This is a genomic window from Homoserinibacter sp. YIM 151385, assembly GCF_027912415.1.
Lineage (GTDB): Bacteria > Actinomycetota > Actinomycetes > Actinomycetales > Microbacteriaceae > Schumannella.
The window spans coordinates 2291640-2315642 of record NZ_CP115175.1; the positions used below are offsets into that span (position 1 = coordinate 2291640).

The following is a 24003-nucleotide window of genomic DNA, read 5'->3' on the forward strand; positions in this document are numbered from 1 at the left end:
TCCTTCGTGGGGGGACGGAGACCATCCTGACGTGCCCGCGCGGCCGCCCGCTGGGACGGCGCCTTCGAGCTGGCCGTGAGGGGTCCCATATGACCGGTTCGGGAGGCCTGAAGCGGTCATATGGGACCCCTCACGGGCGCCACGTCGCGTCGCCGTCTGGCGGGCGGCGGCAGGGAGCGCTCACCCCATCGGCGTCAGCGTGTACTTCGTCTCGAGGTACTCGTGGATGCCCTCGAGCCCGCCCTCGCGGCCGAGGCCGGACTGCTTCACGCCGCCGAAGGGCCCCGCGGCGTTCGAGACGACGCCGACGTTGAGGCCCATCATGCCGGTGTCGATCGCGTCGATGAGCCGCTGGCCGCGCGCCGCATCCGCCGTGAAGGCGTAGGCGACGAGGCCGTACTCGGTCGCGTTCGCGAGCTCGACCGCCTCCGGCTCCGTCGCGAAGCGCTGGACGGCGAGCACCGGCGCGAAGATCTCCTCGCGCGAGACCGACATGTCGGCCGAGACGCCGTCGAGCACGGTCGGCTCGAAGAAGCTGCCGTCGCCGGCGATCGCGTGCCCGCCGGTCCGGACGACGGCGCCCGCCGCGACGGCCTCCTCGACGAGCCGCGAGGTCGTCTCGACCGCGCGTCGGTCGACGAGCGGCCCGATCTGCACCTCGGGCGAGGTGCCGCGGCCGACGCGGAGGGCGGCCACGCGGGCCGTCACCCGCGCCACGAACTCGTCCGCGACCGACTCGTGCACGAGGAAGCGGTTCGCGGCCGTGCAGGCCTGGCCGATGTTGCGGAACTTCGCGAGCATCGCGCCCTCGACCGCCGTGTCGAGGTCGGCGTCCTCGAAGACGAGGAAGGGCGCGTTGCCGCCGAGCTCCATCGAGGTCCGCAGGACCTGCTCGGCCGCCGTCTTGAGCAGCTGCACGCCGACCGGCGTCGAGCCCGTGAACGACACCTTGCGCAGGCGCGGGTCGTGCATGATCGCGTCCGACAGCTCGCCGCTCGCCGAGCTCGTCACGACGTTGACGACGCCGCGCGGAAGCCCCGCGTCGAGCAGCAGCTGGGCGAAGGCGAGCGTCGTGAGCGGGGTCAGCGTCGCGGGCTTCACGACCGCGGTGCAGCCCGCCGCGAGCGCGGGCGCGATCTTCCTCGTCGCCATCGCGAGCGGGAAGTTCCAGGGCGTGACGAGGTAGGCGGGGCCGACGGGGCGCTGGGTGACGATCATCCGTCCCGTGCCCTCGGGTGCCGGCCCGTACCGCCCCGCGACGCGGACCGCCTCCTCGCCGAACCAGCGCAGGAACTCGCCCCCGTAGTCGACCTCGGTCCTGGCCTCGGCGAGCGGCTTCCCCATCTCGAGCGTCATGAGCAGCGCGAACTGCTCGCGACGCTCCTGCAGCAGCTCCCACGCGCGCCGCAGGATCTCGCCGCGGACGCGGGGCGCGGTCGCGGCCCAGCCGGCCTGTGCGCGCGAGGCGGCGTCCAGGGCGCGGATGCCGTCGGCCGGGGAGCCGTCGGCGATCGTCGCGATGACGAGGCCCGTCGAGGGGTCGGCGACCTCGATCGCGCCGCGCTCGCCGTCGACCCACTCGCCGTCGATCAGCAGCCGACCGGGGACCGCGTCGAGCACGGCCCGCTCGTCGAGGGGCGAGGGGGCCGTGCCGACGGTCGTCGCGGCCGTCACTTGTCGAGCGGAATGCCGGCGGCCTCCGCCTCCTCGACGAGGATCGGCACCGCGGTCGTCGCGGCGTGGATGCCGATGACGCTCGCGATCTCCATGACCTCGAGGATCTCCTGCGGGGTCGCGCCGTAGCCGACCGCGTTCTCGATGTGGAGCTTGAGGCCCGGCACGTAGAGGTGCGTCGCGGCCGTGTCGAAGGCGATGTAGACGAGCTCCTTCACCTTCGGCGAGAGCGTGCCGGACTTCCAGGGGACGGAGGAGAAGGCCGTGTAGGTCTCGAAGAGGTCGGGGTCGAGCTCGAGCATCTCGTCCCAGAACGCGTGCCAGTAGCCGCGGTTCTCGGTGAACTCCGCCTTGATGCGCTCCTGGTTCGCGTCGAGCGGCGCGGGGCCGGTGCGCAGGCCCTTCTCGACGAGCACCTGCACGAGGATCGGCACGCCGATGTTCATGGCGTGGATGCCGAGCGTCGAGGTGAGCTCGATGACCTCCATGATCTCCTGCGGGGTCGCGCCCTTGTCGAACGCGGCCTTGATGTGCTGGCGCACACCGGGGGCGTACAGGTGGGTCGCGGCGGCGTCGACGGCGATGAAGATGAGCTCCTTCGTCTTGTCGTCGAGATGGTTGTGGCCGTCGCGCCACGGCACCGCCGAGAAGTGGAGGTAGGCCTCGAGGAAGTCGGGGTCGAGGAGCAGGATGCTCTCCCAGACGTCCCCCCAGGTGCCGCGGATGCGGATGAACTCGTCCTTCACCTGCTGCTGGCGCGTCGTCAGTGACATGGTCTCTCCTTGCTTCAGTGGCTGGAGTCCCGCTGGTCGATCCAGCGGGCGATCTCGGTGTGGTCGGCGGCGGGGTCGAGCTCCTCGGCCGCGGCGGCCCAGTGCTCGACCGCCTGGAGGCCGAGCGCCGGCGTCACGCCGACGGCCTCGGCGAGCCGGGTCGCGATCCGCATGTCCTTGAGCATCAGGCGCAGCCCGAAGCCCGAGTCGTAGCTGCCCGGCAGGATGAAGTTCGGCCACTTGTTGTCGGTCGAGCCGCTGCGGCCGCTCGAGCCGTTGACGATCGAGAGCACCACCTCGGGGTCGAGCCCGAAGCGCTGCCCGGCGATCATGGCCTCGCTCGTCGCCCAGAGGTGGGTCGCCGACATGAGGTTGTTGAGCGCCTTGACGGCGTGTCCGGCGCCGATCCCGCCCGCGCGGACGACGCGGCCGAGCAGCGCGAGCACCGGCTCGACGCGGGCGACCACCTCGTCCTCGCCGCCCACCATGATCGTCAGCCGGCCCTCCTCGGCGCCGCGGACGCCGCCCGAGACGGGCGCGTCGACGAGCGCGATCCCGCGCGCGCCGAGCTCCTCGGCGAGCGCGCGGGTCCGGAGCGGCTCCGAGGAGCTCATGTCGATCACGACGGAGCCGGCCGCGAGCGCGGTCGCGACCGCCGCATCCCCGAGGACCGCCTCGACGACGCCCGAGTCGGGGAGCATGAGGATCACGAGCTCGGCGGCCGCCGCCTCCGCCGCGGTGCCGACCGGCTGTCCGCCGGCGCGGGCGAGCTGCTCGCGCGCCGCCTCGGCGAGATCGAAGCCGAGAACCTCGTGGCCGCCCGCGATGAGCCGGCCCGCCATGGGCGTGCCCATGCGGCCGAGGCCGATGAAGCCGATCCGGACCGGCGACTCAGGCATCCCGCCCCTCCTCCTCGATGACGCGCTCCGCGACGCGGAAGGACTCGAGCGCCGCCGGGACGCCGACGTAGATCGCCGCCTGGAGGAGCACCTCCTGGATCTCGGCGACCGTCACGCCGTTGCGCAGCGCGCCGCGCACGTGCACCCCGAGCTCGTGCGAGCGGTTGAGCGCCGTGAGCATGCCGAGGTTGAGCATCGAGCGGGTGCGGCGGTCGATGCCGTCGCGCGACCACACCTCGCCCCAGCAGTACTCGGTCACGAGCTCCTGGATGGGGCGGGCGAACTCGCTCACCTGGTCGAGCGAGCGCTGCACGTGGTCCTCGCCGAGGACCTCCTTGCGGATCGCGATCCCGCGATCGTAGCTCTCGGCGTGGGTTCCCTCGCTGGTCATGACGCCTCGTCCTCTCCGGCCGCGGGGGCCGCGTACTCCTCGTCGGCGACCGGCTGCTCCCAGCTCGTCACGCCGAGCGAGATCGCGGTGTGGACGAGGAAGCTGTCGGCGGCCGCGCCGTGCCAGTGGCGCTCGCCGCCGGGCACCCAGACCACGTCGCCGGCGCGGAGCACCTCGACGGGTCCGCCCTCCGACTGGATGCGGCCGCGGCCCGCGAGCACCTGGATGATCTGACCCTGCTCGTGCCGGTGCCAGTGGGTGCGCGCACCCGGCGTGAAGTCGACCGTGTTGATGGTGACGCCGTCAGTGGCGGGCATCGTCAGGTAGGGGTAGGCGTCGCCCGAGAACTGGGAGCCCGGCTTCCCGGCGATCCCGGCCTGCCGGTGCGGGGGGATGATGATCATGCGGTCTCCTGTCCGCTCGCGTCGTGCAGGCGGACCCCGCCCGAGACGTCGCCGATCGCATCGACGACGGTGTTGCTGATCCGGTCGGCGTAGCCGAGGGAGCGCGCGAGCCCGAAGGCGGCGACGGGGCCGGGGGCGTTGAGGCTCGCGACGCCGAGCTCGGCGACGAGGTCGAGGTACAGCGCGACGTCCTTGAGCATGAGGGTGTTCGTCAGCCCGCCCTCGAGGTAGTCGCCCTGGATGATGTGCGGGAAGCGGTTGAGGCTCGCGAAGCTCACCCCCGAGCTCGCGTTGATGACGTCGAGCACGGTCTCGAGGTCGAGCTCCGCCTTGCGCGCGGCGACCATGACCTCGGCGGTCGCGGAGAGCGTGACCGCGTTGAGGAAGTTGTTGAGCAGCTTCACGGTGTGCCCCGCGCCGCTCGGTCCGCAGTGGAAGACCTTCGCGGCGATGTGCTCAAGCTGCGGGCGCACCTCGTCGAGCGCCTCGGCCTCGCCGCCCACCATGAGCGTCAGGGCGCCCTTCTCCGCGGCGGCGGCGCCGCCCGAGATGCCGGCGTCGAGGTAGCGCGCGCCGCGGGCCGCGAGGTCGGCGGCGATGCGCCGGGTCGAGGCGGGCGAGGAGGTCGACAGGTCGATGACGATCTGCCCCTCGAGGACGGCCTCGAGCACGGCCGGATCGCCGTAGAGCACCGACTCGACGACGCGGCTGTCGGGCAGCGAGAGCATGACGACGTCGCTCCCGGCCACCACCTCCCGCGCGTCGGCGGCGGCGACGGCCCCGAGCTCCTCGGCGGCGCCGGCGCGGGCGTCGAAGCCGAGCACCTCGACCCCGCCGCGCACGAGGCACGCGGTCATCCGGCCGCCCATGTTGCCGAGGCCGATGAAGCCGACCCGGGTCGCGGCGCCGCTCATCGGGTCCACCCCTCCGAGTACATCTGCGCGTCGACGGCCGCGGCATCCCAGGCGCCCGCGCCGCCCGAGGGGCGGACGGTGTTGACGATGGAGGCGCCGCCGTCGACGGCGAGGATCTCGCCCGTCATGTAGGCGGCGTCCTCGCTGAGCACGAAGGCGACGGCGCCCGCGATCTCCTCGGCGCGACCGGCGCGGCGCAGGGGCGTCGTGGAGGCGCGCTGCTCCATGTCGTTCTTCCCGCCGGTCGTCGTCGCGGCCGCGGCGAACAGCTCGGTCGGGACGATGCCCGGCGCGACGCCGTTGACGCGGATGCCGAGCGGCCCGCCGTAGACGGCCGCCGCGTGGACGAGGCCCACGACCGCGTGCTTGGAGGTCTGGTAGGGCAGGAGGTCGGCGGCGCCCGTGTGCCCGGCGATCGAGGCGGTGACGGCGATCGCGCCGCGGGTGCCCTGCTCGCGGTAGGCGCGGAATGCGGCCCGCAGGCCGAGGAACTGGCCGCGGACGTTCACCGCCATGACCCGCTCGAAGTCGTCGACCTCGAGCTCGGTGAGCTCGGCGAAGCTGCCGAAGATGCCCGCGTTGAGGTGGTGGAGGTCGACCCGGCCGAAGCGCTCGACCGCGGCCCGCATGTAGCCGGCGACGTCCTCCTCGGAGGCGATGTCGGCGCGGACGGCGAGCGCCTCGCCCGGGAGCGCCTCGGCCGTCGCGGTCGCCTTGTCGAGGTCGATGTCGACCGCGACGACGCGCGCGCCGTCGGCGGCCAGTCGCTCGGCGGAGGCGCGGCCGAGCCCGGATCCCGCCCCCGTGACGACGGCGACCTGTCCGGCGAAGCGGCCCTGGCCGGTCCCGCTGCTCTGCATCTCGTGCTCCTTCACTCGGCGGTGCCGATGGTGGCGGCGATCCCGGCCAGCGGGCCGGTCTCGACTGGGGTGAACCGCGCGAGGGTCGCGGGGTCGTGGCCGGCGACGAGGTGGCGGGCGCGTCCTTCGTCGATGAGCTGCTGCACCGTGTCGAAGCCGCGGTACATGGCGGGGAGGTCGGCGACGAAGGCGAAGGGCATGTCCGCCTCGAGCTCCTCGTAGTAGTGCAGCGAGTCGGAGGCGAGGAGCACGGGGCCCTCGGAGGTCTCGACGAGCACGATGCTCTGGCCGGGCGTGTGGCCGCCGACCTCCATCACGATGACGCCGGGCGCGACCTCGACGGACCCGCGGAAGGTGGAGATCCGCCCGGCCTCGTGGGCGGCGCGGAGCTCGGCGAGCTCCTCGTCCTCGACGGAGTGGTGGAACTGCGTGCGTCCCGCGAGCGGGCCGAGCCAGAAGTCGAGCTCGGCCTGCGCGATGACGACGGGGGAGTCGGGGAAGAGCCCGAGGTTGCCGATGTGGTCGTAGTGGGCGTGCGTGACGACGACGACGGGCGCGGAGGCCGGGTCGATGTCGAGGGCGCGGTACGCCTCGGCGGGGTCGATCACGAAGGTGCGCCGGCGGACCTCGCCGCCGTGCCGGGAGAAGCCGGTGTCGACGAGGATCGTGCGCTCGCCGTCCTGGATGACCCAGACGAAGTAGTCCATGCCGATCGGGTCGTCCGGCTGCCCGTAGATGTGGTGGTTGAGGTACACGTCGGACTTCGTCGTGGCGCGCTCGCCGTACTTGACGATCGTGACGCGGTACCGGCCGCGGGCGGCGGGCGCCTCGCGATCGCGGGGGGCTGTGCTCATGATCCGGGACCTCCTCGTCCGTTGGATTGTATGACAGTCATTCAATCGTAGTCGATCGGCGGCGTCGAGCGACCACCCGACCGCGGGGCGGTCGGGTCGACGGCATCGGGCGCCTAGTCCTGCGGGGCCGGGACGGCCTGCAGGCTCGCGAGGGCCGTGCGCGCCGCCGTGCGGATGTGCTCGGCGGTGAGCGCGGAGGCCCGCGGCGCGTCCCGCTCGGCGATCGCCGCGACGATCGCGCGCAGCTCGCCGACGACCTCGACCGAGCGGCCGCTCTCCGCCAGCGAGGTCGCCCGGAGCACCTGCACGCGGGCCTGGATCCCCTCGAGCAGCTGCTGCAGGGCGCCGCTCGCGGCGCCCTCGATGAGCACGACGTAGAACTGGTTCTTCGAGGCGAGCACCTCGCGCACCTCGGTGCTCGCGTGCGCGACCCGCTCGAACTCGTCGACCGTCTCCCCCAGCCGCCGGACCTGATCCTGCGAGGCGCGCTCGACGAAGCGCTGGACGACGAGCGACTCGAGCGAGGCGCGGACCTCGTAGAGATCGATCGCGTCGTCGAGCGAGGGGGCGCTCACGATCGCGCCGCGCTGCGGCACCACCGTCACGAGCCCCTCGGAGGCGAGCTCGCGGATCGCCTCGCGCACCGTCGTGCGCGAGACGCCGAGCGACTCGATGAGCTCGCGCTCGACGAGCCGCTGGCCCGGGGTCAGCTGGAAGTCGAGGATCGCCTGCCGCAGCGCGGCGATGACCTGCTCGCGGAGCGGCGCCGCGACCCGGCCGACGGGCTCGGTCGACCAGGAGGCGGAGAGCGAGTTGCTGAGCATGGCAACAAGAGTAGGCGCGCTCGCCCGATCCGCGGTCCCGTCGACGTTCCCGGTCACCCGAGTACGTTCGCGACATCGGCCGCGCGCCCGGGGGCCGCGGGATAGCGATCGCGGACGCGCGCGTCGTGTCCCGGGATCACGGTCGCGCCGGTCTCGGCGGCGAGGCGGTTGATGAAGGCGAGGCCCTGCTTCATCTCCTCGAGGTCCGTGTGGGCGAAGAAGGGCCACTCGTGCTCGATCTGCTCGTAGAAGTGCGCCGCGTCGACGGCGAGGATGAGGCCGCCGTCGGCCGTGTCGATGCGCGTGAGCAGCTCGCCGGGGCAGTGGCCGCCGATCGGGTAGACGGTGATCCCGGGGAAGACCTCGGTCTCCTCGTCGATGAGCCGGAGCCGGCCCTCCTCTTCGGCCCGCTTGACGGGCTCCAGATTCTCGGCCGTGGTGAACTCGCCCTCGAGCTGGCCGGCCTGCCACTTGCCGAACCAGTAGTCGTACTCGGCGCGGCCGGAGACGATCTGCGCGTTCTCGAAGAGGTGCAGCTCGCCGATGTGGTCGTAGTGGAAGTGCGAGGTGATGACCATGTCGACCTCGGCCGGGTCGACCCCGGCGAGCTCGAGGCCGACGGGCGGCGGCGTCACGCTGATCTCGCCGAGCCAGTCGCGCGCCGGGATGTCGTAGCCGGTGTCGACGAGGATCGTCGTCTCCCCGGCGCGGAGCACCCAGAAGTTGTAGTCCATGTCGAGATCGCCGTCCGGGAGGCCGTACTGGGCGTAGTCGTGCAGGACGTCGCTGCGGCGCACGACGCGCTCGCCGTACTTGACCTGCCAGACGGTGATGGGGCTCGTCGAGCCCTGCGTTTCAGCCACGGATCCTCCTCGATCGTTCGGGACAGCACGGGTGCCGGCGGTCCGTCCGATCGGGAGTCCGGATGCGGCGGCGGGCCCGGCGAGGCTGACTATATGACCGTCATACAAAATTGCGCAAGCGTCCGGATCCGGCCGAGAAAAGTGCTTGACAGTCCATCGTCTGCCGGTCATACAATGCTCGCAATTGTACGACGATCGTACATTCCCCGGCTGACCCGGCCGGCGGACACAGCCCCCGAGCACGATGAGGTGTGAGGCAATGAAGCGAATCCTGGGAGGTGCCGTCGCGCTGGTCGCGGCGGTCGCCCTCGCCGCATGCTCCTCCGGAGCGACCCCCGGCGAGACCACCGGCGACGACGGGGAGAAGACCCTCGGCATCGTCGCCTACATCGGCAACAACGCCATCAACCAGCAGGCCATCCGCGGCGCGACCACCGTCGCCGAGGAGAACGGCTGGACCGTCAAGGTGACCGACACGCAGGGCAGCGCCGACGAGGCCAACGCCACCATGTCGTCCTACGCGAACCAGGGCGTCGACGGCATCCTCGTCCTCGTCTTCGCCTCCACCGCGATCGGCCAGGGGCTCCAGGCGGCGAAGGCCGCCGGCGTCCCCGTCATCTCGTGGGGCGGCGGCGAGGCCGACGGCATCGTCGCCACCACGAGCAACGAGGCGGTCGGCAAGGCCTCCGCCGACGCGCTCGTCGAGGAGATGGGCGACGAGGGCGACCTGCTCGCCCTCACCTTCCACCCCGGGAAGCTCTGCCTCGACCACCAGAACGAGTTCGACGCGGCCGTCGCCGAGACCGAGCTCGACATCACCTACAACGAGGTCGTCGTGCCCGGCCAGCAGCAGTCGGCGACGAACTTCACCGCCGCCTGGCTCACCAACCACCCGGAGGGGCAGGGCAACTACGGCATCTGGACCTGCTGGGACGAGCCCATGGAGGGCATCACCGCCGCCCTCAAGCAGGCCGGCCGCACGGACGTGAAGACCTTCAGCACCAACGGCAGCGCGCCCGGCATCCTCGACGTCCAGTCGGGCGAGGTCACCTCGGTCGTCTGGCAGCCCTCGGAGGACGAGGGCGCCGCGCTCATGGAGACCCTGATCGAGGCGATCGAGGCCGGCGACTCGTGGGAGCCCGAGGTCCTCAAGATCGACGGCGTCGTCGTCGACGCGTCGAACGTCGACGACTTCATCGCCGAGCACCCCGACGCCGTCCAGTAGCCACCCGGAGAAGAGGAAGTGAATTCGATGAAGAAGGCACTCGCGCTGCTCGCGACCGCATCGGTCGCCGCGCTCGCCCTCGTCTCGTGCGCCCCCGCCGCCACCGGCGGCTCGGGCGACGAGGGCGGGCAGAAGACCCTCGGCATCGTCGCGCTCGTCGCGACCGACGCCCTCAACGCCGCCGTGATCGAGGGCGCCACCGAGGAGGCGGAGGCGGCCGGCTGGAAGGTCGTCGTCACCGACACCCAGGGCAGCCCCGACAAGGCGAACGCGGCCATGACCGCGTTCTCCACCACCCAGAAGGTCGACGCGATCCTCGTCTCCGCCTTCGCCTCCAGCTCCATCGGGGCCGGCCTCGCCTCCGCGAAGGCCGCCGAGATCCCCGTCGTGAGCTGGGGCGGCGAGCTCGTCGACGGCATCGTCGCGACCTCGAGCGCGCTCAAGGTCGGCGAGGACTCCGTGAACGCCATGCTCGAGGACTTCGGCGACGAGGGCGAGGTGCTCGCGTTGACCTACCACACGGGCGTCCTGTGCCTCTATCGCGGCATGGCCTTCGAGGAGGCGATGGGCGCGACGAGCGGCATCGACGTCACGAGCAACGAGGTCGCGATCCCCGGCCAGGTCGAGGACGGCACCGCGTTCACGTCGGCCTGGCTCGCCCGGCACGCCGAGGGCAGCGGACCGCTCGCGATCTGGGGCGCGTGGGACGAGCCCGGCATGGGCGCGATCGCCGCACTCAAGCAGGCCGGTCGCACCGACGTGAAGGTCTACTCGATCAACGGGGCCCCGAACGCGCTCCAGGCGGTCCAGGACGGCACCATGACCCAGATCATCTGGCAGGACGGCCACACGGAGGGCGTCGAGCTCTTCACGGCGGCCGCCGAGTCGATCGAGGCGGGCGACGCCTGGGAGCAGAAGACGATCGACGTCCCCGGGGTCCTCGTCGACGCCGACACGATCGACGACTTCCTCGCCGAGCACCCGGACGCGCTCAGCTGATCCGCCGTCCCGGCACCACGGAAGGAACCCCATCCCGATGCACGACCCGAACAGCGCCTGGCTGCAGATCCGGGACCTGAGCAAGCAGTTCGGCGGTGCGCACGCCCTCTCCGCGGTGGATCTCGACATCCACCGCGGGGAGGTGCACGGCCTCGTCGGCGCGAACGGCGCCGGCAAGTCCACGCTCATCCGCTCCCTCGCCGGCATCGTGTCGCCCGATCACGGCACGATCGAGATCGAGGGGGTGGAGCAGCGGCTCGCGAGCCCGCGGGATGCGGAGAAGGCGGGCCTCGCGTTCATCCACCAGGAGCTCAACCTGGTGCCGCACTTCAGCGCCATCCAGAACATCCTCCTCGGCGCCCCCAAGGCGACGCGCCTGGGCATGATCGACTGGCGCGCCTCGCGGCGCACCGCCCGGGAGGCCGCCGAGCGCATCGGCGTCGAGTTCTCGCTCGACCGCCGCGTCGACGAGCTCAGCGTCGCCGAGCGGTGGCTCGTCATGATCAGCAAGGCGCTCGTGCGCGAGGTGCGCATGATCGCGATGGACGAGCCGACCGCCTCGCTCTCGGATCACGAGAGCGAGAACCTGTTCCGCGTCGTCCGCGACCTCGCGCGCGACGGGGTCGCGATCCTCTACGTCTCCCACCGGCTCGACGAGGTCCTCGACCTCTCGGACCGCATCACCGTCTTCCGCGACGGACGCGTCACCGATCGCGCCGTGCGCGGCGACCTCGACAAGCGCGGGCTGATCCGCGCGATCGTCGGCCGCGAGGTCCCCGTCGTCCACCGGGAGGGGGAGCGGGTCGAGATCGACCGCAGCGGCGTCCCCGTCTTCGCCGCCCGCTCCGTCGCCCGCGGCAAGGCCGTCAAGGACGTGAGCTTCGAGGTGCACCGCGGCGAGGTCCTCGGCCTCGGGGGGCTCGTCGGCGCCGGGCGCACCGAGGTCGCGCGCCTCGCCTTCGGCGCCGACCGGCTCGAGGCGGGCCGCTTCGAGATGGAGGGCCGCCCGATCCGCATCAAGGACGTCGCGGACGCGGTCGACCAGGGCCTCGCCCTCGTGCCCGAGGAGCGCCGCTCCGAGGGGCTGCTCCTCGAGAAGCCCGTCGAGTACAACATGAACATCGCCGTGCTGCGCTCCCTGCGCAGCGTCCCCGGCCTCCCCTTCCTCAGCAGCCGGCGCAGCCGGGCGCGCGCGCTCGAGCTCATCGAGCAGCTGCAGATCAAGACGAACGGGCCCGGCCAGACCATCGGGAGCCTCTCCGGCGGCAACCAGCAGAAGGCCCTCATCGGGCGCTGGCTGACCCCGCAGGTGAAGGTCCTCTTCCTCGACGAGCCCTCCCGCGGCGTCGACGTCGGCGCCCGACACGAGATCCACCAGGCCGCGCGCGACCTCGCCGATCGCGGGATCGGCACCGTCGTGATCTCCTCCGACGTCGAGGAGCTCGCCGCGCTCTGCGACCGCGTCGTCGTCCTCGCCGAGGGCCGCGTCACGGGGGAGCTCATCGGCGACGACATCACCGAGCAGAACATCATCGAGCTCAGCTACGCCGAGGCCTCGACGACGACAGGAGACCTGACATGACCCTCACCACCGACCCCGGCACGGCCGCCGCCGACGTCGACCGCCGTCGCGACCGGCGCCGCGTCGCGCTCGTGCTGCTCTCGCGCTACGGCACCCTCGTCGGCCTGCTGCTCATGCTGATCGGCTTCACGATCCAGGCGCCGACGACCTTCCTCACGGTGCCGAACTTCATCAACATCCTCAGCCAGGCCTCGCTCACCGCGATCATCGCCGCCGGTCTCACCATGACGCTCGTCGTCGGGGAGTTCGACCTCAGCATCGGCTACGTCGCGAGCTTCGCGGGCCTCATCGTCGTCGGCTTCATCGCGCGCGACGGGGTGCCGCTGCTCCTCGCGCTGCTGCTCGTGCTCGCGGTCGGCGGCGGCATCGGAGCCGTCAACGGGCTGCTCGTCACGAAGGTGAGGATCAACGCCGTCATCGCGACGCTCGGCATCGGCACGGCGCTCGTCGGCGTCGGCTTCGCCTACAGCTCCTTCCCGATCGCCGCCGGGGTGCCCGTCGAGTTCACCTCGATCGCGCTCGGCCGGCCGATCCTCGGCATCCCGAACCCGATCATCATCATGTTCGTCGTGCTCGCGATCCTCTGGATCATCCTCAACAAGACCGACCTCGGCCAGAAGATGCAGGCCGTCGGCGGCAACATCGAGGCCGCGCGCCTCTCCGGCATCCGCGTCGACCGGGTGAAGATCTTCGCCTTCTCGACCGCCGGCATCTGCGCCGCCCTCACCGGGATGCTGCTCTCCTCGCTGCTCGGCTCCGGCACCCTCGCCGCCGCCGACGGCTACCTGCTCGACGCCTTCGCCGCGGTCTTCCTCGGCTCGGCGACGCTCCGCGACGGCGAGTTCCACATCCTCGGCACCCTCATCGGCGTGCTCATCATCGCCGTCGGCTTCAACGGCCTCAGCATCTTCGGCGCCCCCACCTTCGTGCAGCCCATCTTCAAGGGCGCGATCCTCGTGCTCGCGGTCGGGCTCTCGACGCTCGCGCGAAGGTACGCGAAGGCCTGACGGCCGCGGCGCCGCACCTCGCCGCACGACGAGCACGACCAGCACGACCATCACCACCAGAGAGACGGGAGGCCCATCCATGGGACGAGTCGAAGGAAAGATCGCCCTCATCACCGGAGCGTCGCGAGGGCAGGGCCGCGCCATGGCCGAGCTGTTCGCGAAGGAGGGCGCGACGGTCTACTCGGCCGACGTGCTCGAGGCGGCGGATGCCGAGGGCAGCCCCGTCGAGTTCGCGATCATGGACATCACGAAGGCGGACGAGTGGTCGGCCCTCGTCGACCGCATCGTCGCCGAGCACGGCCGGATCGACATCCTCGTCAACAACGCCGCCATCGTCGACTACTCGCCGATCCTCGACACGAGCGAGGAGCTCTACGACCGGGTCCTCGACATCGACCTCAAGAGCATCTTCCTCGGCATGAAGACGGTGCTGCCGCACATGATCGCCCAGCAGGCGGGCTCGATCGTCAACGTCTCGTCGATCTGGGGCATGGCCGGCGTGCCGAGCTCCTACGCCTACCAGGCCGCGAAGGGCGCGATCCTCAACGTGAGCAAGAACGTCGCCGCCGCGCACGGCCTCGACGGCGTCCGCTGCAACTCGCTCCACCCGGGCTACATCCTGTCGCCCATGAACGAGCACCAGGCGGACGACATCAACAAGGCGCTCATCGACGGCACGGTGCTCGGCCGCCCCGGCGTGCCGGCCGAGACCGCCTACGCCACCCTCTTCCTCGCGAGCGACGAGGCGAGCTACGTCACCGGCACCTCCCTCGTGGTGGACGGAGGCTTCCTCGCCAAGTGACGTCCCGCCGCCCTCGTGATCCGGGCGGCGCACGGCGGCGGCGCACCCGCGCCGCCGCCTCGTGCGTCCGGGGGCGGCTAGCGTGAGCGACATGGATCTCCAGCTGCAGGATCGCGTCGTGCTCGTCGTCGGCGGGAACGGCTTCATCGGGTCGGCGGTCGTCGACCGGCTCCGCGCGGAGGGCGCGACGGCGGTGAGCGCGTCCCGCGGGGGCGAGGGCGGCATCCGCCTCGACGCCGCCGACGACGCCTCGGTCGAGGACGGCGTCGCCGCCGTCCTCGCCGAGCACGGGCGCCTCGACGGCCTCGTCGTCACCGCGGCCCCCGCGGCGCAGACGCTCGATCCCGCGCGCAGCGGCGATCCGGACGCGGTCGCCGAGGCGGTCGCCGCGAAGTCGCTCGTGTTCCTCCGCGTGGCGAACGCGGTCATCCCGATCATGCGGGAGGCGGGCTTCGGCCGCATCCTCGGCGTCAGCGGGCAGCTCGCGGGCGTCACCGGCAGCATCGTCGCCTCGGTGCGGAACTCGGCGCTCGACACGATCGCGAAGAACCTCGCGGATGCGACGGCCGGCTCGGGTGTGCTCGTCAACACCGTGAACCCCGGCACGGTCGCCGAGTCGCCGGCGGCCGAGGTGGCGCGCGGCCTCGGCGGCGAGTCGAGCCCCGCGCAGATCGCCGACCTCGCGGCCTTCCTCCTCTCGCCCCGCAACGCGGTCTCCGGCTCGTCGATCGCGATCGGGCACCGGCTCCGCGGCGTCGTCTGATCCGACGCCCGTCGCGCGCGCTGCTGCGGAGCTGAGCTCTCGCCCGGCGCGGATTCAGGATCGGCGGTGCGGCCTGGTGCGTCGCGCCCCGGAACGTCCGAGGGCGCGTGGCTGGCCTGCGCCGTCGGTCCTGAATCCGCGCCGCGCCCCGCGCCGCGGCACCTGGGGGTCGGCTCCGCATCCGGCGCGGAATCAGGACCGTGCCGAGGCGCCCGGGGCGGCCCGCCCGGATCCCGGACGACCGCTGGCCGGCCGAGCACCGGCTCCTGAATCCGCGCCGCCCGGCCGCGCGCATCCGCGCGCGAGCGACTCGAGATGACGATGATTCGACGACACGCCGACAAAATTGTCCATCGTTGACATTCTGGTCGGGGGTATGTAACTCTTCCAGGCAGACGGTCTGACCAACGAGGGCGGGCCGGGTCTACATAGGGGTAGCTCCGCGATGAATCTCTTCTCGCTCCTGCAGGCGCGCACGGCGCGGTCCGGTCCGATCCGGGTCGGCGTGATCGGCGCCGGCAAGTTCGCATCGATGTTCCTCACGCAGGCCGTCGGCTCGGCCGGCATCCACGTGGTCGGCGTCGCCGACATCGACGTGCAGAAGGCGAAGGGCTCCCTCGACCGCACCGGGTGGCCCGCCGAGCGCTACGCCGCGGCCACCCTCGACGAGGCCGCGAAGACGGGCGGCACGGCGGTCACGGACTCCGCCGACGCCCTCATCGCGCACCCGGCGATCGAGGTCGTCCTCGAGATCACCGGCAACCCGATCGTGGGCACGTACCACGCCGTCACCGCGATCGACCACGGCAAGCACGTCGTCATGGTCAACGTCGAGGCCGACTGCATGGTCGGGCCGCTCCTCCAGCGCCGCGCCCAGGCCGCGGGCGTCGTCTACTCCATGGCCTACGGCGACCAGCCGGCGCTCATCTCCGAGCTCGTCGACTGGTGCCGCACGGTCGGCTTCGACGTCGTCGCGGCGGGCAAGGGCACCAAGTACCTCCCGGAGTACAACTACTCCACGCCCGACACCGTCTGGGACTACTACGGCTTCACCGCCGAGCAGCTCGCGACCGGCGACTTCAACCCGAAGATGTTCAACTCCTTCCTCGACGGCACGAAGTCGGCGATCGAGATGGCGGCCGTCGCGAACGGCACCGGCCTCATCCCGCAGGACGAGGGCCTGCAGTTCACCCCCGTCGGGGTCGACGAGCTGCCGCAGATGCTCAAGGAGCGCGAGAAGGGCGGCACGCTCTCCCGCCGCGGCACGGTCGAGCTCATCTCGAGCCTCAACCGGGACGGCAGCGAGGTCGAGCGCGACCTCCGCTGGGGCGTCTACGTCACCTTCGAGGCGACGACCGACTACGCGGCCGCCTGCTTCGCGGAGTACGGCGTGAAGACCGACGACTCCGGCCGCTACGGCTCCCTCTACCGGCCGTACCACATGATCGGCCTCGAGCTGCCGATCTCGATCGCCTCCGCCGTCCTCCGCGGCGAGGCCACCGGATCCCCGACCGGCTTCCGGGGGGATGTCGTGACGACCGCGAAGAAGGACCTCAAGGCCGGCGAGACCCTCGACGGCGAGGGCGGCTACACCGTCTTCGGCAAGCTCGCCCCCGCGGCCACCTCGCTCGCGGGCAACGCCCTCCCGCTCGGCCTCGCGCACGGCGCGAAGCTCATCCGCGACGTCCCCAAGGACCGCACGGTCTCGTGGGACGACGTCGAGGTCGACGAGACCCAGTTCGCCACCCGCATCCGCCGCGAGCTCGAGGCCGAGTTCCGCGCCGAGCACGAGAACGCCTGAGGCACCCGACATGACCGACACCGAGAACACGGCGGGCCCGGCCGAGGCCCGCGACGCGAACGCCGACCGCATCCGGGCCGCCCGCTCGGGCAGCCGCATGATGCACGGCGGCTACACCGACGCCCCCGAGCTCGAGCCCGAGCTCCGCGAGCGGATCGAGGCGCTCGTCGACACCCTCGTGCCGCCGGAGGAGGAGTGGCCGGACGCCGCCGGGCTCGGCGTCGCCGACCTGCTCGCCCGCTACCTCGTCCCCGCGGGGGCGCCCGTCTCGCTCTACCCGCACTTCGGGCGCGAGGAGTTCGCCGAGCTCATGGGCCGCGTCGCCGCGCCCCTCGTGGGCGCCGCCCTCGAGGAGCGCGTCGCCGCCCTCCAGGCGCTCGAGGCGTCCGAGCCCGCGCTCTTCGTCCGCCTCCGCGACCTCGTCTACTACGTCTACTACGGCAGCTCGGAGGTCGTCGCGCAGATCCGCCGGCGCACCCGCTACGGCGGCGACTACCTCGGCGGCAGCCAGCCGAGCGGCTACCGCGACGTGCTCGAGACCTGGGGCGACCGCCCGCTCGTCACGCGCGGCGCCTACTTCCCCACCGATTCGATCCTGCGCGCCCCGCAGGCCAAGGAGCACGTATGAGCACGACGCACACCGATGTCCTCGTGATCGGATCCGGGATGGGCGGCGGCGCCGTCGCGAAGCGGCTCTCGGACCAGGGCATCAAGGTCGTCTGCCTCGAGCAGGGCGACTGGCTCGACGGCGCGGTGGACTACGCGCACGAGCTCGACAGCTGGGAGCTCGAGAAGCTCCGCGGCTGGTCGTACAACCCGAACGACCGTCAGCTGGACGAGGACTACCCGGTCTCCGGCCACATCCGCCCGTACCTCTTCAACACGGTCGGCGGCAGCACCGTCTGCTACGGCGGGCACTGGCCGCGCTACAAGCCGGTCGACTTCCGCAAGGGCACCGAGCACGGCGTCGAGGGCACGATCGACTGGCCGATCTCCTACGAGGAGCTCGCCCCCTTCTACGACATCAACGACGCCGAGATGGGGATCTCGGGCGTGCCCGGCGACCCCGCCTACCCGCCGCGGCCCGGCGCCCCGCGGGACGAGACGACGCGCCCCGGCAAGCTCGGCCTCCGACTCTCGAAGGGCTTCGACGAGCTCGGCTGGCACTGGTGGCCGAGCGACAACGCCATCATCACGCGCGACCGGCCCGGGCGCCTCGCCTGCAACGAATGCGGGCAGTGCCTCAACGGCTGCCCGCGCGGCTCGCTCGGCGGCGTCCACGTCGCCTACTGGCCGCAGGCGCTCGCGAACGGGGTCGACCTGCGCACCCGCGCCCGCGTGGAGAAGATCGAGGTCCGCGACGGCCGCACCACGGGGGCCGTCTACATCGACCGCCGCACGGGGGAGCGCCACCGCGTCACCGCCGACATCGTCGTCCTCTCCGCGAGCGGCCTCGGCACGCCCCGCATCCTCTTCATGTCGGAGCAGAAGGGCTTCGAGAACGGCCTCGCGAACGGCAACGACCTCGTCGGCCGGCACCTCATGCACCACAGCTACGCGAACTGCGACGTCTGGTTCGACGAGCCGATCGAGGGCTACAAGGCCTCCTTCGGGGCGCCCTTCTACTCGCAGGAGTTCTACGACACCGACCCGACGCGCAGCTTCGTCAACGGCTTCACGATGCAGGTCGGCCGCTCCTACGGCGCCGCCTTCACCGCGACCGGCTCGCACACCCGCGAGCCGATCGGCTGGGGCCCCGGGCACCGCCGCCGCTTCGACGAGGACTTCGGCAACCAGCTGCTCGTCTACGTGCTCGCGGAGGACCTGCCCGTCTACGGCAACCGGGTCACCCTCGACCACTCGACGACCGACTCCTCCGGCCTCCCCGGCCTGACGGTCGACTTCACGCCGCACCAGAACGACATCGACCTCACGAACTACGGGGTCGAGCGGCTCGAGGAGGTCGCGAAGGCCGCCGGGGCCTCGCGGGTGCGCTCGACGGGACACCAGGACGTCAACCCCGGCTGGCACCTCATGGGCACCGCGCGCATGGGCAACACCCCCGAGGACTCCACGACGAACAAGTGGAACCAGACCTGGGAGGTGCCGAACCTCTTCATCGTCGACGGCTCCTCGCTCACGACCGGCGCCGCCGTCAACCCGACCCCCACGATCGGCGCGCTCGCGGTGCGCGTCGCGGCCTACATCGCCGAGCACGGCGCCGCCATCCGCGACCAGCGCACGACGCCCTCGAACGCCGAGGCGCCGGGACTCGACCACAGGAAGGTGCGCATCGATGTCTGAGCAGATCACCACCTCGCCCCTGCTCCTCGCGGGGCGGTGGACCGAGGGCGCCGGCGGCGCGACCGTCGACGTCGAGAACCCGGCCGACGAGGGGCTCGCGGGCCGCGTCGCGGTCGCGACGGAGGCGGATGTGGAGTCCGCCGTCCGCGAGGCGACGCGCGCGCAGCGCGCCTGGGGCGCCACCCCCGCCGTCGAGCGGGCGGCGGTCCTCCTCCGCCTCGCCGAGCTCATCGAGCGCGACGGCGAGCGGCTCGCCCGCATCGTCGTCTCGGAGGTCGGCAAGCCGATCCGCGAGGCGCGCGGCGAGGTCGGCGGGGCGGCGAACTTCTGCCGCTACTTCGCGGGCCTCGCGACCTCGCAGGGCGGCGAGATCATGCCGGCCGCCCGCCGCGACGCGGAGGTCCTCGTGCGCCGCGAGCCGATCGGCGTCGTCGGGGCGATCATCCCCTGGAACTTCCCGCTCGCCCTCACGACCCGCAAGCTCGCACCCGCCCTCGCCGCGGGCAACGCGATCGTGCTGAAGCCGGCCGAGCTGACGCCGCTCTCGGCGCTCGCGATCGCGGAGCTCGCGATCGAGGCGGGCGTGCCCGAGGGCATCCTCTCGGTGCTCCCAGGGCCCGGCTCCGTGATCGGCGCCGCCATCGTGCGGACGCCGGGCGTCGGCCTCGTGACGATGACGGGCAGCGTGCGCGCCGGCCGCTCGATCCTGCACGGCGCGGCCGAGCGCATCATCCCGGCCTCCCTCGAGCTCGGCGGCAAGGCCCCCTTCATCGTCTTCGCCGACGCCGACCTCGAGCAGGCCGTCGCGTCGGCGGTCGCGACGCGCATGATGAACAACGGCCAGGCCTGCGTCTGCAACGAGCGCACCTACGTCGAGGCCTCGATCCACGGCGAGTTCGTGGAGCGCTACACGGCCGCCCTCGAGGCGCTCGTCGTCGGCGACCCGAGCGCCGAGGCGACCGAGGTCGGCCCCAAGGTCTCGGCGCCCGAGCTCGCGAACGTGGAGCGGATCGTGGACGCCGCGGTCGCCGCCGGCGCGAAGCTCGTGACGGGCGGCTCCCGGCTCACGGGCGCCGGCTACGAGCGCGGCCACTGGTACGCGCCGACGCTCCTCACCGAGGTCGCCGCCGACTCCCCCGTCCTCCGCGAGGAGGTCTTCGGGCCGGTCACGCCGATCGTCGCCTTCGCCGACGAGGCGGAGGCCGTGCGCATGGCCAACGACACCGAGTTCGGCCTGAGCTCCTACCTCTACACGAACGACTACGGCCGCGTCATGCGGATGACGGCGGCGCTCGAGAGCGGCGAGGTCTTCGTCAACCGCGGGGGACCCGAGGAGGTCGTCGGATTCCACGCCGGCTGGGGCGAGAGCGGGCTCGGCGGCGACGACGGCACGCACGGCTTCGAGCTGTACTCGCGCCGCAAGACCGTCTACGCGAGCTGGGGAGGTGCGTGATGGGCGAGCTCGTCGCGACCGGACTCGTGAAGTCCTTCGCCTCGACGACCGTCGTGCGCGGCGTCGACCTGACCGTCCGGCCGGGCGAGGTGCTCTGCCTCCTCGGCGAGAACGGCGCCGGCAAGTCGACGGTGGCGAAGATGCTCGCGGGCGTCGTCCGCCCCGACGAGGGCACCATGACCCTCGACGGCGAGGACTACGCACCCGCCACCCCCGCCGCCGCGATCAACGCGGGCGTCGGCCTCATCCACCAGGAGACGAACCTCGTCCCGAACCTCTCGATCGCCGAGAACGTGTTCCTCGGCCGCCAGCCCACGCGCGGCGGGCGGATCGACCTGCGGCACATGCGCGAGGTCGCGAAGCGCAACCTCGCCCGCCTCGGCAGCGACCTCGACCCCGACCGGCTCGTCGGCGGCCTCTCGGTCGCCGCGCTGCAGAAGGTCGAGATCGCGAAGGCGCTCGCGCTCGAGGCGAAGTACCTCCTGCTCGACGAGCCCACCGCGGCCCTCGGCTACGAGGACTCGGAGCAGCTCTTCCAGGTCGTCGACCAGCTCCGCGCGGAGGGCGTCGGCTTCGTCTTCATCTCGCACCGGCTCGAGGAGATCGCCCGCATCGGCAGCCGCATCGTCGTCATGCGCGACAGCCGCAAGGTGCAGGAGTGGGACACGGCCGACATCCACCCCGACCGCCTCGTCGAGGCCATGGTCGACCGGCCCATCGACCGCGTCTTCCCCGATCCCGACCCGCACACCGGCGAGACCGTCCTCGAGGTCCGCGGGCTCAGCCGCCGCGGCGCCTTCCAGGGCGTGGATCTCGACCTCCACGAGGGCGAGATCCTCGGGATCGCGGGCCTCGTCGGGGCCGGACGCACCGAGGTCGCCCGCGCGCTGTTCGGCGCGGAGCCGGCCGACTCGGGGACGATCCGCCTGCGCGGCCGCGAGGTCGTCATCCGCTCCCCCAAGGACGCCATGCGGGCGGGCATCGCGCTCGTCCCCGAGGACCGCAAGCACGAGGGGCTCCTCCTCGGGCAGACGGTCGCCGAGAACGTGATCGCCGCATCCATGCCGAAGGCCACCACGGGCGGGCTCCTCCTCCCACGGCGGATCGCCGGCATCGTGCAGCGCATGACCGAGGCCCTCGGCCTCAAGGGGCGCCCCCACCAGCCGGTCGGGACGCTCTCCGGCGGCAACCAGCAGAAGGTCGTCATCGCCAAGTGGCTCCTCACGGAGCCGGCGGTCGTGATCTTCGACGAGCCGACGCGAGGCATCGACGTCGGCGCCAAGGAGTCCGTCTACCAGCTGATCACCGAGCTCGCCCACCGCGGCGCGAGCGTCATCGTCATCTCATCCGAGCTCCCGGAGGTGTTGGGATTGTCTCACCGCGTACTCGTCCTGTCCCGTGGAAAGGTCACGGGCGTCCTCGACCGAGCGGAGGCCACGCAGGAGCGGGCCATGCAGCTGGCGGTGGCCTCGTGAGCGCCCCGCAGACCGCGACCCCGTCCACCTCGGACGACGCGCCCCGCGGCGGCGCCGTCGGGAAGGTCATCGGCTCCGCCCGCCGCTTCGGCGCGATCGGGCCGCTCATCAGCCTCGTCGTCCTCGTCGTGCTGCTGAGCCTCCTCTCGCCCTTCTTCCTCGAGGTCAACAACCTCTTCAACGTGTTCCAGCAGATCACGGTGCTCGCGATCATCGCGCTCGGCGCGACCATGGTGATCGTCTCGGGCGGCATCGACCTCTCGGTCGGCTCCGTCGCGGCGCTGAGCGGCATGGTCGCGGGTGTCGCCTTCGGGCAGCTCGGGCTGCCGATGGAGCTCTCGCTCGTGCTCTCGCTGCTCGTCGGCGCCGCCGCCGGGCTCGTGAACGGCCTCCTCATCGTGCTCGGCAAGGTGCCGCCCTTCGTGGCGACGCTCGCCATGCTCTCGGTGGCGCGCGGCATCACGCTCGTGCTCAGCAACGGGCAGCCGGTCTCCGGCTTCCCCGACTGGTTCCGCGAGATCGGCACCTTCGACCTCTTCGGGGTCATCCCCGGCGTCGTCATCCTCGTCGCGGTGCTCTACGCGGCCGGCTCCTTCTACCTGCGCTTCCGCCCCGCCGGGCGCTCGATCTACGCGGTCGGCGGCAGCGAGGAGGTCGCGCGGCTCTCCGGCGTCAACGTCGGGCTCCTCAAGATCCGCGTCTACACGATCGCGGGCGCCCTCGCCGGGCTCGGCGGCCTCGTCCTCACCTCGCGCCTCAACTCGGCGCAGCCGACGGCGGGCTCGGGCCTCGAGCTCGACGTCATCGCGGCGGTCGTCATCGGCGGCACGAGCCTCTCGGGCGGCGTCGGCACCGTGATCGGCACGCTCATCGGGGCGCTCATCATCGGCGTCCTCCGCAACGGCCTCAACCTCCTGGACGTCTCCTCGTTCTGGCAGCAGGTCGTCATCGGCGCCGTCATCGCGGGCGCCGTCATGGTCGACACGCTCGGCCGACGCGCCCGGCGACGGCGGCCCTGACCCGCTCGACCATCCGTCCACCCCTCCCATCGCACCATCTCAGGCACCACCTCCCGCACCATCCCGAACACAGGAAGCAAAGGAGCTCTCCATGAAGAAGCTGATCGCCGTGGGCGCCATCGCCCTCAGCGCCGTCGCCCTCGCCGGCTGCAACGCCGCCGGCAACGGCGGCGACCCGGATGCCGTCACCGTCGGCATCTCGATGTCCACCCTCGAGAACCCGTTCTTCGGCACCGTCAAGGACGGCGCCGTCGCCTACGCCGACGAGGAGGGTCTCAAGACGCTCGTCGCCGACGCGCAGAACGACACGCAGAAGCAGCTCAACGACGTCCAGGACCTCATCACGAAGGGCGCGGACGTCATCGTCCTCAACCCCGTGGAGCCGGAGTCCGCGACGCCGATCGTCGAGCTCGCCAACTCGCGCGACATCCCCGTCATCACGGTCGACCGCAGCTCGGCCGGCGGCGAGGTCGCCTCGCACATCGCGAGCGACAACGTCCTCGGCGGCGAGCTCATCTGCGAGTGGCTCGGCGAGCACCTCGAGGGCGGCGAGGGGAAGCTCGCGGTCCTCGAGGGGATCTCGGGCACCTCGCCCGAGCTCGACCGCGACAAGGGCTGCAACCAGGCGCTCGAGGCCTTCCCCGGGATCGAGGAGGTCGCCAGCCAGCCCGCCGACTGGGACCGCGAGAAGGGCTATACCGTCACGCAGAACATCCTGCAGGCGAACCCGGGCCTCGACGCGGTCTTCGGCCGCAACGACCTCGCCGCGCTCGGCGCGGTGGAGGCCCTGCAGCAGGCCGGCAAGCTCGCCGACGTGACCGTCATCTCCTTCGACGGCATCGCCGACGCGCTCGAGTCGATCAAGGCGGGCGAGCTCTCGGCGACGGTCGTTCAGGACCCGATCCTCATGGGCGAGACGGCGATCGACACCGCGGTCGCGCTCGCGGCCGGCGAGGACGTCGAGAAGATCCAGAACCTCGAGGTCAAGGTCGCCGACGCCGACAACATCGACGAGTTCCTGAAGTAGGGGCTCTGCGGTCCGGGCGGCGGCGAGCCATCGCCGCCGCCCGGACCGCACTCCGGCGCCGCGCGCGCCGCACCGCGAGCCGAGACGAGC

23 protein-coding genes are annotated in these 24003 nt (G+C 72.0%); 13 read left to right on the forward strand and 10 right to left on the reverse strand.

Translation table 11 applies throughout. The annotated features are described in order from the left end of the window. Positions 1 to 180: 180 nt before the first annotated feature. The 10 genes from OF852_RS11120 to OF852_RS11165 all read right to left on the reverse strand — a co-directional run bounded on the left by OF852_RS11120 (position 181) and on the right by OF852_RS11165 (position 8456). Complete coding sequence (locus tag OF852_RS11120) at positions 181 to 1674, reverse strand: NAD-dependent succinate-semialdehyde dehydrogenase (RefSeq protein ID WP_271119226.1); 1494 nt, start codon at positions 1672 to 1674, stop codon at positions 181 to 183. Beyond that, positions 1671 to 2447: a carboxymuconolactone decarboxylase family protein gene (locus OF852_RS11125; RefSeq protein WP_271119227.1), complete on the reverse strand. Its 777-nt coding sequence runs from the start codon at positions 2445 to 2447 to the stop codon at positions 1671 to 1673. Before OF852_RS11125 ends, OF852_RS11120 begins: the two co-directional genes overlap by 4 nt. 14 nt (positions 2448 to 2461) lie before the next feature. Beyond that, a complete protein-coding gene (locus tag OF852_RS11130; protein ID WP_271119228.1) occupies positions 2462 to 3346 on the reverse strand; it encodes an NAD(P)-dependent oxidoreductase in 885 nt (294 codons plus the stop codon). Further along, the gene (locus OF852_RS11135; RefSeq protein ID WP_271119229.1) at positions 3339 to 3737 is read right to left on the reverse strand and encodes a carboxymuconolactone decarboxylase family protein; all 399 of its coding nucleotides are present in this window, start codon (positions 3735 to 3737) and stop codon (positions 3339 to 3341) included. The genes OF852_RS11130 and OF852_RS11135 overlap by 8 nt, the downstream gene beginning before the upstream one ends. Beyond that, on the reverse strand, positions 3734 to 4141 hold the full coding sequence (locus tag OF852_RS11140; RefSeq protein ID WP_271119230.1) for a cupin domain-containing protein: 408 nt from the start codon (positions 4139 to 4141) through the stop codon (positions 3734 to 3736). Before OF852_RS11140 ends, OF852_RS11135 begins: the two co-directional genes overlap by 4 nt. Next, a complete protein-coding gene (locus OF852_RS11145; protein ID WP_271119231.1) occupies positions 4138 to 5055 on the reverse strand; it encodes an NAD(P)-dependent oxidoreductase in 918 nt (305 codons plus the stop codon). Before OF852_RS11145 ends, OF852_RS11140 begins: the two co-directional genes overlap by 4 nt. After that, the gene (locus OF852_RS11150; protein WP_271119232.1) at positions 5052 to 5915 is read right to left on the reverse strand and encodes an SDR family NAD(P)-dependent oxidoreductase; all 864 of its coding nucleotides are present in this window, start codon (positions 5913 to 5915) and stop codon (positions 5052 to 5054) included. Before OF852_RS11150 ends, OF852_RS11145 begins: the two co-directional genes overlap by 4 nt. A gap of 11 nt (positions 5916 to 5926) precedes the next feature. After that, positions 5927 to 6769, reverse strand: coding sequence for an N-acyl homoserine lactonase family protein (locus OF852_RS11155; protein WP_271119233.1), 843 nt, complete (start codon positions 6767 to 6769; stop codon positions 5927 to 5929). 113 nt (positions 6770 to 6882) lie between these two features. Beyond that, a complete protein-coding gene (locus OF852_RS11160) occupies positions 6883 to 7593 on the reverse strand; it encodes a GntR family transcriptional regulator (RefSeq protein WP_271119234.1) in 711 nt (236 codons plus the stop codon). A 53-nt stretch (positions 7594 to 7646) separates the two neighbouring features. Next, entirely contained in the window at positions 7647 to 8456 is an 810-nt protein-coding gene (locus OF852_RS11165; RefSeq protein ID WP_271119235.1) for an N-acyl homoserine lactonase family protein, read from the reverse strand. Positions 8457 to 8715: 259 nt separating this feature from the next. Between OF852_RS11165 and OF852_RS11170 the strand changes: the two genes are divergently transcribed. The 13 genes from OF852_RS11170 to OF852_RS11230 all read left to right on the forward strand — a co-directional run bounded on the left by OF852_RS11170 (position 8716) and on the right by OF852_RS11230 (position 23913). Continuing rightward, a complete protein-coding gene (locus tag OF852_RS11170) occupies positions 8716 to 9681 on the forward strand; it encodes a sugar ABC transporter substrate-binding protein (protein ID WP_271119236.1) in 966 nt (321 codons plus the stop codon). 27 nt (positions 9682 to 9708) lie between these two features. Continuing rightward, positions 9709 to 10680: a sugar ABC transporter substrate-binding protein gene (locus OF852_RS11175; protein ID WP_271119237.1), complete on the forward strand. Its 972-nt coding sequence runs from the start codon at positions 9709 to 9711 to the stop codon at positions 10678 to 10680. Between the two features lie 37 nt (positions 10681 to 10717). After that, positions 10718 to 12262, forward strand: a complete 1545-nt coding sequence (locus OF852_RS11180; protein WP_271119238.1) for a sugar ABC transporter ATP-binding protein — start codon at positions 10718 to 10720, stop codon at positions 12260 to 12262. Further along, positions 12259 to 13269: an ABC transporter permease gene (locus OF852_RS11185; protein WP_271119239.1), complete on the forward strand. Its 1011-nt coding sequence runs from the start codon at positions 12259 to 12261 to the stop codon at positions 13267 to 13269. The genes OF852_RS11180 and OF852_RS11185 overlap by 4 nt, the downstream gene beginning before the upstream one ends. 142 nt (positions 13270 to 13411) lie before the next feature. Then, positions 13412 to 14071 (forward strand): SDR family NAD(P)-dependent oxidoreductase, encoded by a 660-nt coding sequence (locus OF852_RS11190; RefSeq protein ID WP_271119240.1) that lies wholly within the window; start codon positions 13412 to 13414, stop codon positions 14069 to 14071. A 91-nt stretch (positions 14072 to 14162) separates the two neighbouring features. Then, positions 14163 to 14834: an SDR family NAD(P)-dependent oxidoreductase gene (locus OF852_RS11195; RefSeq protein WP_271119241.1), complete on the forward strand. Its 672-nt coding sequence runs from the start codon at positions 14163 to 14165 to the stop codon at positions 14832 to 14834. A gap of 445 nt (positions 14835 to 15279) precedes the next feature. Then, positions 15280 to 16635 carry an NAD(P)H-dependent oxidoreductase gene (locus tag OF852_RS11200; RefSeq protein WP_271119242.1) on the forward strand — a complete coding sequence of 452 codons (1356 nt, stop codon included), beginning with the start codon at positions 15280 to 15282 and terminating at the stop codon, positions 16633 to 16635. A gap of 10 nt (positions 16636 to 16645) precedes the next feature. Further along, positions 16646 to 17263: a hypothetical protein gene (locus OF852_RS11205; RefSeq protein ID WP_271119243.1), complete on the forward strand. Its 618-nt coding sequence runs from the start codon at positions 16646 to 16648 to the stop codon at positions 17261 to 17263. Continuing rightward, positions 17260 to 18939, forward strand: coding sequence for a GMC family oxidoreductase (locus OF852_RS11210; RefSeq protein ID WP_271119244.1), 1680 nt, complete (start codon positions 17260 to 17262; stop codon positions 18937 to 18939). Before OF852_RS11205 ends, OF852_RS11210 begins: the two co-directional genes overlap by 4 nt. Further along, on the forward strand, positions 18932 to 20392 hold the full coding sequence (locus OF852_RS11215) for an aldehyde dehydrogenase family protein (RefSeq protein ID WP_271119245.1): 1461 nt from the start codon (positions 18932 to 18934) through the stop codon (positions 20390 to 20392). Before OF852_RS11210 ends, OF852_RS11215 begins: the two co-directional genes overlap by 8 nt. Next, positions 20392 to 21867, forward strand: a complete 1476-nt coding sequence (locus OF852_RS11220) for a sugar ABC transporter ATP-binding protein (protein WP_271119246.1) — start codon at positions 20392 to 20394, stop codon at positions 21865 to 21867. The genes OF852_RS11215 and OF852_RS11220 overlap by 1 nt, the downstream gene beginning before the upstream one ends. Further along, on the forward strand, positions 21864 to 22886 hold the full coding sequence (locus OF852_RS11225; RefSeq protein ID WP_271119247.1) for an ABC transporter permease: 1023 nt from the start codon (positions 21864 to 21866) through the stop codon (positions 22884 to 22886). The genes OF852_RS11220 and OF852_RS11225 overlap by 4 nt, the downstream gene beginning before the upstream one ends. 91 nt (positions 22887 to 22977) lie before the next feature. Further along, on the forward strand, positions 22978 to 23913 hold the full coding sequence (locus OF852_RS11230) for a substrate-binding domain-containing protein (RefSeq protein WP_271119248.1): 936 nt from the start codon (positions 22978 to 22980) through the stop codon (positions 23911 to 23913). Positions 23914 to 24003 lie beyond the last annotated feature (90 nt).

What these genes read in the sequence shown, in the direction of transcription:
- OF852_RS11125 (WP_271119227.1), bottom strand. Translation starts at nt 2,447, where the DNA reads ATGTCACTGACGACGCGCCAGCAGCAGGTGAAGGACGAGTTCATCCGC.
- OF852_RS11130 (WP_271119228.1), bottom strand. Translation starts at nt 3,346, where the DNA reads ATGCCTGAGTCGCCGGTCCGGATCGGCTTCATCGGCCTCGGCCGCATG.
- OF852_RS11135 (WP_271119229.1), bottom strand. Translation starts at nt 3,737, where the DNA reads ATGACCAGCGAGGGAACCCACGCCGAGAGCTACGATCGCGGGATCGCG.
- OF852_RS11140 (WP_271119230.1), bottom strand. Translation starts at nt 4,141, where the DNA reads ATGATCATCATCCCCCCGCACCGGCAGGCCGGGATCGCCGGGAAGCCG.
- OF852_RS11145 (WP_271119231.1), bottom strand. Translation starts at nt 5,055, where the DNA reads ATGAGCGGCGCCGCGACCCGGGTCGGCTTCATCGGCCTCGGCAACATG.
- OF852_RS11150 (WP_271119232.1), bottom strand. Translation starts at nt 5,915, where the DNA reads ATGCAGAGCAGCGGGACCGGCCAGGGCCGCTTCGCCGGACAGGTCGCC.
- OF852_RS11155 (WP_271119233.1), bottom strand. Translation starts at nt 6,769, where the DNA reads ATGAGCACAGCCCCCCGCGATCGCGAGGCGCCCGCCGCCCGCGGCCGG.
- OF852_RS11160 (WP_271119234.1), bottom strand. Translation starts at nt 7,593, where the DNA reads ATGCTCAGCAACTCGCTCTCCGCCTCCTGGTCGACCGAGCCCGTCGGC.
- OF852_RS11170 (WP_271119236.1), top strand. Translation starts at nt 8,716, where the DNA reads ATGAAGCGAATCCTGGGAGGTGCCGTCGCGCTGGTCGCGGCGGTCGCC.
- OF852_RS11175 (WP_271119237.1), top strand. Translation starts at nt 9,709, where the DNA reads ATGAAGAAGGCACTCGCGCTGCTCGCGACCGCATCGGTCGCCGCGCTC.
- OF852_RS11180 (WP_271119238.1), top strand. Translation starts at nt 10,718, where the DNA reads ATGCACGACCCGAACAGCGCCTGGCTGCAGATCCGGGACCTGAGCAAG.
- OF852_RS11185 (WP_271119239.1), top strand. Translation starts at nt 12,259, where the DNA reads ATGACCCTCACCACCGACCCCGGCACGGCCGCCGCCGACGTCGACCGC.
- OF852_RS11190 (WP_271119240.1), top strand. Translation starts at nt 13,412, where the DNA reads ATGGCCGAGCTGTTCGCGAAGGAGGGCGCGACGGTCTACTCGGCCGAC.
- OF852_RS11195 (WP_271119241.1), top strand. Translation starts at nt 14,163, where the DNA reads ATGGATCTCCAGCTGCAGGATCGCGTCGTGCTCGTCGTCGGCGGGAAC.
- OF852_RS11200 (WP_271119242.1), top strand. Translation starts at nt 15,280, where the DNA reads ATGAATCTCTTCTCGCTCCTGCAGGCGCGCACGGCGCGGTCCGGTCCG.
- OF852_RS11205 (WP_271119243.1), top strand. Translation starts at nt 16,646, where the DNA reads ATGACCGACACCGAGAACACGGCGGGCCCGGCCGAGGCCCGCGACGCG.
- OF852_RS11210 (WP_271119244.1), top strand. Translation starts at nt 17,260, where the DNA reads ATGAGCACGACGCACACCGATGTCCTCGTGATCGGATCCGGGATGGGC.
- OF852_RS11215 (WP_271119245.1), top strand. Translation starts at nt 18,932, where the DNA reads ATGTCTGAGCAGATCACCACCTCGCCCCTGCTCCTCGCGGGGCGGTGG.
- OF852_RS11220 (WP_271119246.1), top strand. Translation starts at nt 20,392, where the DNA reads ATGGGCGAGCTCGTCGCGACCGGACTCGTGAAGTCCTTCGCCTCGACG.
- OF852_RS11230 (WP_271119248.1), top strand. Translation starts at nt 22,978, where the DNA reads ATGAAGAAGCTGATCGCCGTGGGCGCCATCGCCCTCAGCGCCGTCGCC.